We start from the raw sequence: 9,419 nt of genomic DNA, 5'->3' as shown, positions 1-9,419 counted from the left end.
ATATAGGTGAATAGAAAGATACATTAAAAATTAGTTTCGTAGTTGTAAAAGGAGGTTATTTATATTATTCTCTTATAATTTTCCAAAAGGGAGAGTTTATGAAAAAGATTATTGTTTTTGTATTAACGATATTTATATTATTCTCAGGATTCGCAACACAAAGTTATGCGTTGTCAGATTCGCAATCTGCGGCAATACAAGCGTTGCTAGATGATGCCTGTCGTATATCAGGTGTGCCGGGAATGTCAATCTCAATACTTGCTGATGATGAAGTGTTCTACTTTTCTTCAGGGTATGCAGACCGTGAAAAGGGGTTGTCTGCAAGTGAAAATACACTCTATGAGTTAGCCTCGGTCAGTAAAGCTTTTACCGGTATGGGTATTATGCTATTGGAAGAGCAAGGGCTGCTCTCAATGACTGACCCTGTCCAAAAATATTTACCTTGGTTTACATTAAAGTATCAAGGGAAACCTGTTGATATGCAAAGTCTTACACTAAATAACTTTCTTCACCATACCAGTGGTCTAACAAATATTAGGCATCTTCAAAATATTCCACAAGGCAATACACCGGATATGTTGCAAAAGACTGTGGAAATGCTCGTTGATGCTGAATTGGCGTTCCCTCCCGGTGAACAGTATAACTATGGAACCGTTAATTATGACGTATTGGGTTTGGTTATTGAGATTGTGTCGCGACAAAGCTATGAAGACTTTATGAAGGAACAGGTATTTCAGCCGCTAGGTCTTCACCAGACGTATGTTTATAAAGAAGATGCTCAAGCTACTGGACAGTTGGCACAGGGCTACCGTTCTTCCTTTTTTATGACAACTCCATTTAAAGCTCCGGATTATGCTGGGAATAAACCCGCAGGCTACATCATTTCTAATACAAAAGATATGGCTCGTTGGCTGGGCATACAGATGGGTATCGTGCAGGACATACCCGAAATATTTCACACGGTTATCGAAAAATCACATAGGGGTGATATGTCTGTTTCGGCTGTCAACGGTATGTATTATGCGGCAGGTTGGTCCGTAAATGCCGAACAAACGATTATAGAACACACTGGGGGCAATCCAAATTTCAGAACCGAAGTAGTCATACTGCCAAATGAACGAACAGCCGTCTCCTTGCTGAGCAACGGCACAAATACCAATACAAACATGGTACTAAAAGTTAAAGATATATTAGAAGGCAATCTAACTCAGTCATATGAAATAAGCGGCACACAGCTTTTGGATATCATTTTGTCGTCTATCACAATTATTTTTTGCCTATTGGCCGTTTTGCTATTTCTCTTAGGATTACGCAGAAGGAGAACGAATGAGCGACAGCCAATGACAAAAAAGAGAATAACCGTAACAGTTATTTTCCTGATCGCTACGATTGCTCTGGGTATACTGTGCTGCGCTTTCGATTGGTCAACAATACTTATGTGGCAAACATATAGTGTTCTTACAGCTTTGATTTCGTCAGCATTATTAACAGCAAGCATTACATGGTTTGTATACACTCACCGATAAAATACCTTGCTCCTAAGATAAGCATAATGTTAAGTCATTAAAGTCCGATTGGTGAGGGTTGATAATCAGTGGGGGGTGAAGAAAACCCCCACTGATTAAAGTTTCACTTTATTAAAAATGAAATAAAATAGTTAAGAAGTACGCATGGGTGTAACGAAGAACTAATAAAACATATCTTGCCACTAGAATGGGGGCATATCAACTTTTAAATTGAGTACGGCCAGCATTTCAGAAAAAATATGTTAAGCAAAAAATACAATAAGCTGTCCATATGGGCAGCTTATTTACATAATTCTCGATATTGGAAGTTGATTAATATCAGTTCATTTGTTTTTCGAAAGGAGTTATTTTGTTCGTTCAAAGATAATATCAAAGTAATTCGCGTACCCCATAGTTGGTGGCGCAAATAGTTGATTTTATAGGGGGAAAACCTGTAACTAAAGCCTAACATAGGTGTTTTTGTTTAAATTTTGCTTAATTCTCACTAGTAATTAACTAAAAATTTAGAAATCGTTATATAATGAATTTAATTTAAAATTAGGAGTGATTAAATTGCCAGATATGATAAACCTCGTTCTTTTCATCATTATAGCGAGGTGTTAAAACTTCTAATAGAAAGCATATTCGATTAAGAAAGAAGGGGTAGTTATGAAAACTAGTGAAGAAACGCATTGGCAAAGGTTTAAACGTAAGAGTAAATCCCCGAAAGAGTGGTTAAAGAAAGTATACGAATTTTTTATTAATGAACACGTATGGGATGCTATCTTTAAAGTGTTCCTTAAACTAGTATGGGCAGTAAAAGGTATGGGGAAAAGCTTGAAACGGGTAATAGAAAACATATTCAATTAAATTCTATTCTTTCATAATTTCCTCATACGATCGATAATTTCCAATAAATTTGTTTTATATAATGGAGTGTGAATACGACAGTTGATACAGCAATGGCTATAATACCTATATGTGCGTAAAAATTGAAGTAATCATATTTCTGGAAGAAAAATTCAAGGACAGGAAATAAAAGAGTAAGACTAGCAATTAATATTAATTGTTCTTTTTTCATTATCATGCCTCCTTCTTTGTATAATTCAGCATTGATAGAAACAATTCCTATATGAATATCCTATACATGATCAGTTAACATAACGTCCTATTATCGGTAGCAAGGAAAAAGGAGGAATCCTACTCTCACAAGGGAACCTCCTTTTTTTGTTCTATCAATCTATGCAATTTTTTATACATTCCTATTCTGGTGCGGTTTTAGGGTTCTTGTCTGTTATTGGATTAACGAAAAAACTGTATAAAATCTCGCATACTCTTAGCGTGTTTTTTTCAAAAATGCTGGCGATATCTCACATCCATCAACTTATGAATTTTATAATGTCCTCAAACCAAGAATTTCTCGTGTTTTTAGTCCAAAATGTTATTTAATAAAAAAATATCTCGAATTTGAGATAAATTACTTGCTTTTTAATCACTTGAGTTGTAAAGTGATAGTAACGAAAGCGATTGAGTCATATGAAAAACATATACTCAGTTGCTTTCGATTAAAAAAACGAAGTAACTTATTCAGTAAAAACTAAGATGAATTTACAAAAACATAGTGAGAATAAATTGAAAAGCTAAGAAGCATATTATTTTTTAGGTATCACTTGACTAGTAAAATGAAACGGAGGAATTATCAATGTATGAAATTAAAGGGCATCATCACATTTCAATGGTTACAAAAAACGGAAGTGAGAATAACCATTTTTATAAAAACGTGCTTGGTTTACGCCGTGTGAAAATGACGGTAAACCAAGATGATCCATCGATGTATCACTTATTTTACGGAGATAGAACAGGGAGCCCAGGTACGGAACTATCATTTTTTGAAATGCCTTTAGTAGGAAAAACGTACCGTGGTACGAATGCAATTACGCGAATTGGCTTACTCGTTCCGTCAGAGGAAAGTTTACATTACTGGAAAGAACGATTTGAGAAATTTGGTGTAAAACATAGTGAAATAACAACATATGCAAATCGTCCTGCTTTGCAATTTGAGGATGCGGAAGGTCTTCGTCTCGTGCTACTCGTTTCAAATGGAGAAAAAGTGGAGCACTGGGAAACGTGGGAGAAATCAGAAGTTCCTGCAAAGCATCAAATTCAAGGAATGGGTTCAGTGGAAATGACAGTGCGTAGACTTGATAAACTGGCGAGTACATTAACAGATATATTTGGTTATATAGAAGTTAGCCGAAGTGACGAAGAAGCAATTTTTCAGTCCATTAAAGGAGAGGCTTTTGGAGAAATCGTTGTGAAATATTTAGATGGTCCTACTGAAAAGCCGGGCCGCGGTAGCATTCACCACTTAGCAATTCGTGTGAAAAACGATGCAGAGCTTGCCTATTGGGAAGAACAGGTGAAACAAAGAGGCTTCCAGTCTTCAGGAATCATTGATCGTTTCTATTTTAAAAGCTTATATTTCCGTGAATCAAACGGAATCCTATTTGAAATTGCGACAGATGGACCAGGATTTACAGTTGATGGAGATGTGGAACATCTAGGAGAAAAGCTTGATTTACCACCATTCTTAGAAGATCAGCGAGCAGAAATTGAAGCGAATTTAGCACCGATTGAAGAGAAGTAATAGAAGAAAATATACAACTTTAACAAATAAATGAAACCCATTGGAGGAATATAAAATGAACCAATTAAAAGGAATTCACCACGTTACAGCGATTACAAGTAGTGCAGAAAAAAACTATGAGTTTTTCACTCACGTTTTAGGAATGCGTTTAGTTAAAAAAACAGTAAACCAAGATGACATTCAAACGTATCATTTATTCTTTGCAGATGATAAAGGTAGTGCAGGAACAGATATGACATTCTTTGACTTCCCAGGTATTCCAAAAGGAGTACACGGTACGAATGAAATTTCAAAAACTTCATTCCGAGTGCCAACTGATGCAGCGTTAGCATATTGGGTGAAACGTTTTGACCGTCTTGAAGTAGAACATACAGGAATTAAAGAGCAATTTGGTAAGAAAATTCTTTCTTTCGTTGACTTTGATGACCAACACTATCAATTAATCTCAGATGAACTTGATAAAGGGATTGAATCAGGTACACCATGGCAAAACGGACCAGTTCCATTAGAATATGCAATTACTGGTTTAGGGCCTGTATTCATCCGTATTGCAAACTTTAGTTTCTTCAAAGAAGTGTTAGAAAAAGTTTTATTATTTAAAGAGGTTGCGCAAGAAGGAGAATTCTATTTATTTGAAGTGAATAAAGGTGGAAACGGTGCTTCTGTCATTGTAGAACATAATACGGTTCTTCCAGAAGCACGACAAGGTTTTGGTACGGTTCACCATGCTGCATTCCGCGTAGAAGATCGCGCTGTATTAGAAGAATGGATTGAGAGAATCAGTAGCGTTGGACTTCCTTCATCTGGTTATGTAGACCGTCATTTCTTTGAATCATTATATGCAAGAGTTGCACCACAAATCTTATTTGAATTTGCAACAGATGGCCCAGGATTTATGGGAGATGAGCCATACGAAACACTTGGCGAAAAATTATCTTTACCTCCATTCCTAGAGCCAAAACGTGAAGAAATTGAAAAATTAGTTCGTCCAATTGATACAGTGAGAAGTACGAAGGAATTTATTAAAGAGTAAAAATAGAGATAGTAAGTAGGAGAGCAAGTAGTTTTAGCGGAGTGCTGGAACTGCTTGCTTTTTTATTTATCCTAGTAAGTTTTCTGACAATTGTTTCTCAAGTTATCAAAAAGGAAAACTTTGGTATAATTAATCAAAATATTAAATTTTCTGATAATTATTTTTCAATGCATAGAAAAGGAGTGGTAATATACAATTTTGATAATTGTATAAAAATACTAATTTTGTAAGTTTGAGAAAAGGAGATGCGAGTGTATGGGAGCAGATGTAGTAACGCGGGAGCAAATGAAACATTCTTTAGATGATTGGTATCGTGTAATGTTACAGCAAAATATAGAGAAAGCTACGGAAATGAAAGAGGAGATTGAAAGTAAGATTAGTGGGTTGGACGTAGATCAGGATGTATTGCTTTATCATGCGTTGTTGAATTTTAGATATGATGCATTAGTTGATTGGATTGGGGTTAGAGAAGATAGTTTTGATAAAGTGGAATCTTTTGAAATCCCGGCAGAAGGTGTTCTAGCTTATTACTATCACTTTTTTAAAGGGTTTCATTGCACATTAATTTCAAATTATAATGAAGCGAAAGAACAGTATGAGCAAGCTGAGAAGTTATTGAAATATATTGCCGATCCGATAGAACATGCGGAGTTTAATTATCGGATGGGGAATTTTTATTATCAAAAATATGACCAAGTTCATGCAATAGATTACTTGAATAGGGCAAAAACAGCATTTTTGCAATATCCAGGCTATGAAATAAAAGTAGGATTATGTGAAAATGCTTTTGGACTATGTTGTGTAGACATAGATCACTATGAATTAGCGGAAGAAAACTTTAATTCTGCTATGGAAGTATTGCAAAAAGCAGATCAAAAAAAATATATGCTAATGGTTCGGCATAATTTAGCTTGGCTTTATGCTAGTCAAAATCTTTCAGAATTAGCAATTCGTCATATATCTGAGGTGACCAAAAATTATCCAGAACACTTTAAAGCCTTGTTTGTAGAAGCACGTGAACATTACAAATTAGGACAATATAACTTGGCGAATCCAATTGTTGAAAAAGGTTTAAATATTTGTGTTGATTTAGGAGAAAAAGAATTTCAACATCGGTTTAAAATTTTGAAAGAACTCAATGGAAAATCTTCAGTATCAATTATTGAAGATGTAATTTTAGAAGGAATTTCTTATTTTGAGAGAGAAAGATTATGGGATTGTATTCAAGAATACACTGAAATTTTAGCACTGAAATTTTATGAATTTGATGATCATGTTAAGGCAAGTAAATATTTTTATATGAATAATAAGGCTCAAAAAAATATATTGGAAAAGGGAGCGTTAAAATAATGAAGAAATTTCGTTTGGCTATTGTTGGGACTGCATTAGTAGGGGTATTATCAATTGGGTTCAATAGTTCTTTTACAAATCAAGCTGTAAATATTGGTGACACAGGAGGGGCACCAGCAAGACCAGACTACGTTAATATTGGTGACACAGGAGGAGCACCAGCAAGACCAGACTACGTTAACATTGGCGACACAGGAGGAGCACCAGCAGATAATAGAGGCGACGGCGGAGTAAGCCAACTATAATAACAAAGAAAGGGACTTCAACATGAAGTCCCTTTCTCTATTTTTAGGCCATGTAGAGAAAAGAATTGACTTACTTTAAATATGTAACTATAATAGTTACAGAATAACCATTAGTAATAGAAGTGAGTTATATTTTTTTAGTATAATTGTAACTGTTTTAGTTACAATTAAAAAGAGAACATAAAACAACCAAAAAATGTAAAAACTTTAAATAGCAACTCAAGAAAGGAGACGGGAACTTTGAAACGGTTTAAGTTTTATTTGATTAGCGGTATTGTGCTTGTTTTGCTTATCGTATGTAACTTCGTTGATAAGCCGATTGCGAAGGTTGAAGAAGTGAAAGATACTGTTATGATGAAGCTGAATACGAAAGAGAGTATGGCGCAAATTGATGGGCAGACGATTTATTTTAAGCAAATTGGTGAGGGGAAACCTCCGTTACTCATGTTGCATGGGTTTGGTGGTTCTTCTGATGGGTTTAGTGATATTTATCCGGAACTAGTGCGAGATCATACGATTATTGCGGTTGATATTTTAGGATTTGGGCGTTCTTCTAAGCCGGTTGATTTTCAGTATTCGTTTCCTGCGCAAGTGAATTTATATTATAAGTTAATGAAGAAGCTCGGGTATGATCAATTCGCAGTACTTGGTCATTCGATGGGCGGAGAGATGTCTCTCAATTTAGCGTATTTATATCCGGATGCAGTGACGCATCTCATCTTGGCGGATTCTACAGGGATAGAGTCTTTCCAGCAAAAAGAAAGTTATGAAGTACCACCGCTATCGACGGACTTACAAACTGTAACTGAGATTACGAAGTATAATAAAAATGAAGTAAAAAATAGTCGTGATGATAAAGAGCATTATGATCAGCTTACGAAAATGCGAGAGCGCCGCATTGCGATGGAAGCTGATAAAATTAAGGTACCGACTTTAATTATATGGGGACGACATGATAAGAGTGTTTCGTGGAAAAATGGTGAACTGTATCATGGGCTATTTGCAAATAGTACGTTTCATATTATTGAAAAAGGATACCACGCACCGTTTCGTCAAGAACCAATTGAGTTTATGGAATATGTACAAGCATTTTTCGCGAAGCATCCACAATAAAAATTTTAAGCATAAATCCACTTCTTTCCTCATAGAGTGAAACTAATAAGGCTTGTCTAAGGAAAGGAATGAAGTAGAGTGGAAACTTTACCATGGTGGGTTTATCTTGTAATTGTTGGGATTGTATTAAGTGGCTACATGGTTTTATATACTTCGAAAAAAGAGCAAGATATGGATAATGAGTTTATCGAAAAAGAAGGCGAAGTATATATGAAGCGTTTAGAAGAAGAGCGTGAGAAACGTAATCAGGATAGTGATAAAGATTCGGTATTGCTTTAATAGAACTTTTGAAAGGTTACCACTTAGTAGGATTTTACATCTAGGTGGTAGCTTTTTTTCTTCTGCGGGAGCAGTATATGTTCATCAAGCTAAGGTTATATTAGTTTAATTTTACATGTATAAGAGAGTCATCATAAACTTTTATTGATGGTATTTATATATTTTTTTACTCATAAGAATGGAACTAGTGGGGATTTTACTGGGGGGGATTAACAATGCATAGGGATGAAACTTCATTACATCCGGATACAGGTGTTACATCTGTAATGTTTGTTGAGCGTTCATTAAATGAAATTCGTTTTTGGTCTAGAATCATGAAGGAGCATTCTTTTTTTCTTCGTTTAGGATTTAGATGCGAGGATACTCAACTAATCGAAGAGGCGAATCAATTTTATCGATTGTTTGAACATATTGAACAAATAGCGCATTCCTATACAAATGAAACAGATCCTGAGCAAATAAAAAGATTTAATGCAGAAGTACAACAAGCCGCAACTAATATTTGGGGATTTAAACGAAAAATTTTAGGATTAATTCTCACATGTAAATTGCCAGGACAAAATAACTTTCCACTTTTAGTTGACCATACAAGTAGGGAAGCTGATTATTTTAGAAAACGTTTAATACAATTAAATGAAGGTAAATTAGATGCTCTTCCTGATGCTATTATTAAAGAAAATGTTTTCTTTTTACGGATTATGGCAGACCATGCTAAATTTATTGGCCATCTTCTTGATCCATCGGAAAGAAAGCTTGTAGATACAGCGCGGAATTTTAGCAATGATTTTGATGAATTGATGTATCAAGCAATTGACTTAGAATCTATGAAACCACAATCCCAAACAGCCCCTCTTTTAGATCAATTTTTAGATCAAAATCGTGTGTCGGTTGCATCTCTTCGGGATTTTAAGAAAACAGCACGTGATTTAATTGAGCAATGTAAAATAAAGAGTATCATTCATCCATTATTAGCAGACCATGTTTTCCGTGAAGCTGATAGATTTCTTGAAATCATTGATATGTATGATGTTCATCTTACAAATATTCAATCACAACCTAGATATTAGAAGATAAGGAAAGATACTATTTTTTCCTTAAGCCGAGAAGTTAACAATTTATTGTTAGCTTCTTTTCTTTGGGATTAAAATTTTCTTTTAAGGACTACATAAATCCCTTTGACCAAATATGTAATTCTTTGTAAAATGATATATATGGAAAGATTATGAATATACAGGAAATCTATGGAT

At 34.9% G+C, this 9,419-nt stretch carries 10 protein-coding genes; 9 read left to right on the top strand and 1 reads right to left on the bottom strand.

The window, feature by feature from the left end:
- Positions 1–98: 98 nt before the first annotated feature.
- Together ABWK52_RS05765 and ABWK52_RS05760 are read left to right on the top strand one after the other, a co-directional pair.
- On the top strand, positions 99–1,526 hold the full coding sequence (locus tag ABWK52_RS05765; protein WP_070179905.1) for a serine hydrolase domain-containing protein: 1,428 nt from the start codon (positions 99–101) through the stop codon (positions 1,524–1,526).
- 648 nt (positions 1,527–2,174) lie between these two features.
- On the top strand, positions 2,175–2,375 hold the full coding sequence (locus ABWK52_RS05760) for a hypothetical protein (RefSeq protein ID WP_000858032.1): 201 nt from the start codon (positions 2,175–2,177) through the stop codon (positions 2,373–2,375).
- 22 nt (positions 2,376–2,397) lie between these two features.
- Here ABWK52_RS05760 and ABWK52_RS05755 read toward each other — a convergent pair whose 3' ends face one another.
- A complete protein-coding gene (locus ABWK52_RS05755) occupies positions 2,398–2,586 on the bottom strand; it encodes a hypothetical protein (protein WP_000712159.1) in 189 nt (62 codons plus the stop codon).
- Between the two features lie 621 nt (positions 2,587–3,207).
- Here ABWK52_RS05755 and ABWK52_RS05750 point away from each other — a divergent pair.
- The 7 genes from ABWK52_RS05750 to ABWK52_RS05720 all read left to right on the top strand — a co-directional run bounded on the left by ABWK52_RS05750 (position 3,208) and on the right by ABWK52_RS05720 (position 9,239).
- On the top strand, positions 3,208–4,152 hold the full coding sequence (locus ABWK52_RS05750) for a ring-cleaving dioxygenase (RefSeq protein ID WP_098541314.1): 945 nt from the start codon (positions 3,208–3,210) through the stop codon (positions 4,150–4,152).
- Positions 4,153–4,207: 55 nt separating this feature from the next.
- Complete coding sequence (locus tag ABWK52_RS05745) at positions 4,208–5,185, top strand: ring-cleaving dioxygenase (protein WP_053513540.1); 978 nt, start codon at positions 4,208–4,210, stop codon at positions 5,183–5,185.
- Positions 5,186–5,440: 255 nt separating this feature from the next.
- The gene (locus ABWK52_RS05740) at positions 5,441–6,535 is read left to right on the top strand and encodes a RapH N-terminal domain-containing protein (RefSeq protein WP_097796463.1); all 1,095 of its coding nucleotides are present in this window, start codon (positions 5,441–5,443) and stop codon (positions 6,533–6,535) included.
- On the top strand, positions 6,535–6,780 hold the full coding sequence (locus ABWK52_RS05735; protein WP_000714518.1) for a Phr family secreted Rap phosphatase inhibitor: 246 nt from the start codon (positions 6,535–6,537) through the stop codon (positions 6,778–6,780). Before ABWK52_RS05740 ends, ABWK52_RS05735 begins: the two co-directional genes overlap by 1 nt.
- Before the next feature lie 240 nt (positions 6,781–7,020).
- Positions 7,021–7,893: an alpha/beta fold hydrolase gene (locus tag ABWK52_RS05730; protein ID WP_000819471.1), complete on the top strand. Its 873-nt coding sequence runs from the start codon at positions 7,021–7,023 to the stop codon at positions 7,891–7,893.
- A 78-nt stretch (positions 7,894–7,971) separates the two neighbouring features.
- Entirely contained in the window at positions 7,972–8,172 is a 201-nt protein-coding gene (locus ABWK52_RS05725) for a sporulation YhaL family protein (protein ID WP_000449223.1), read from the top strand.
- Between the two features lie 215 nt (positions 8,173–8,387).
- Positions 8,388–9,239, top strand: a complete 852-nt coding sequence (locus ABWK52_RS05720) for a DUF2935 domain-containing protein (RefSeq protein ID WP_000554479.1) — start codon at positions 8,388–8,390, stop codon at positions 9,237–9,239.
- The last annotated feature ends 180 nt before the right edge of the window (positions 9,240–9,419 follow it).

The organism is Bacillus sp. AP50, assembly GCF_040492675.1.
Lineage (GTDB): Bacteria > Bacillota > Bacilli > Bacillales > Bacillaceae_G > Bacillus_A > Bacillus_A cereus.
Note: the sequence above shows the minus strand (reverse complement) of the source record. Positions and strands in the feature narration are given on the sequence as shown.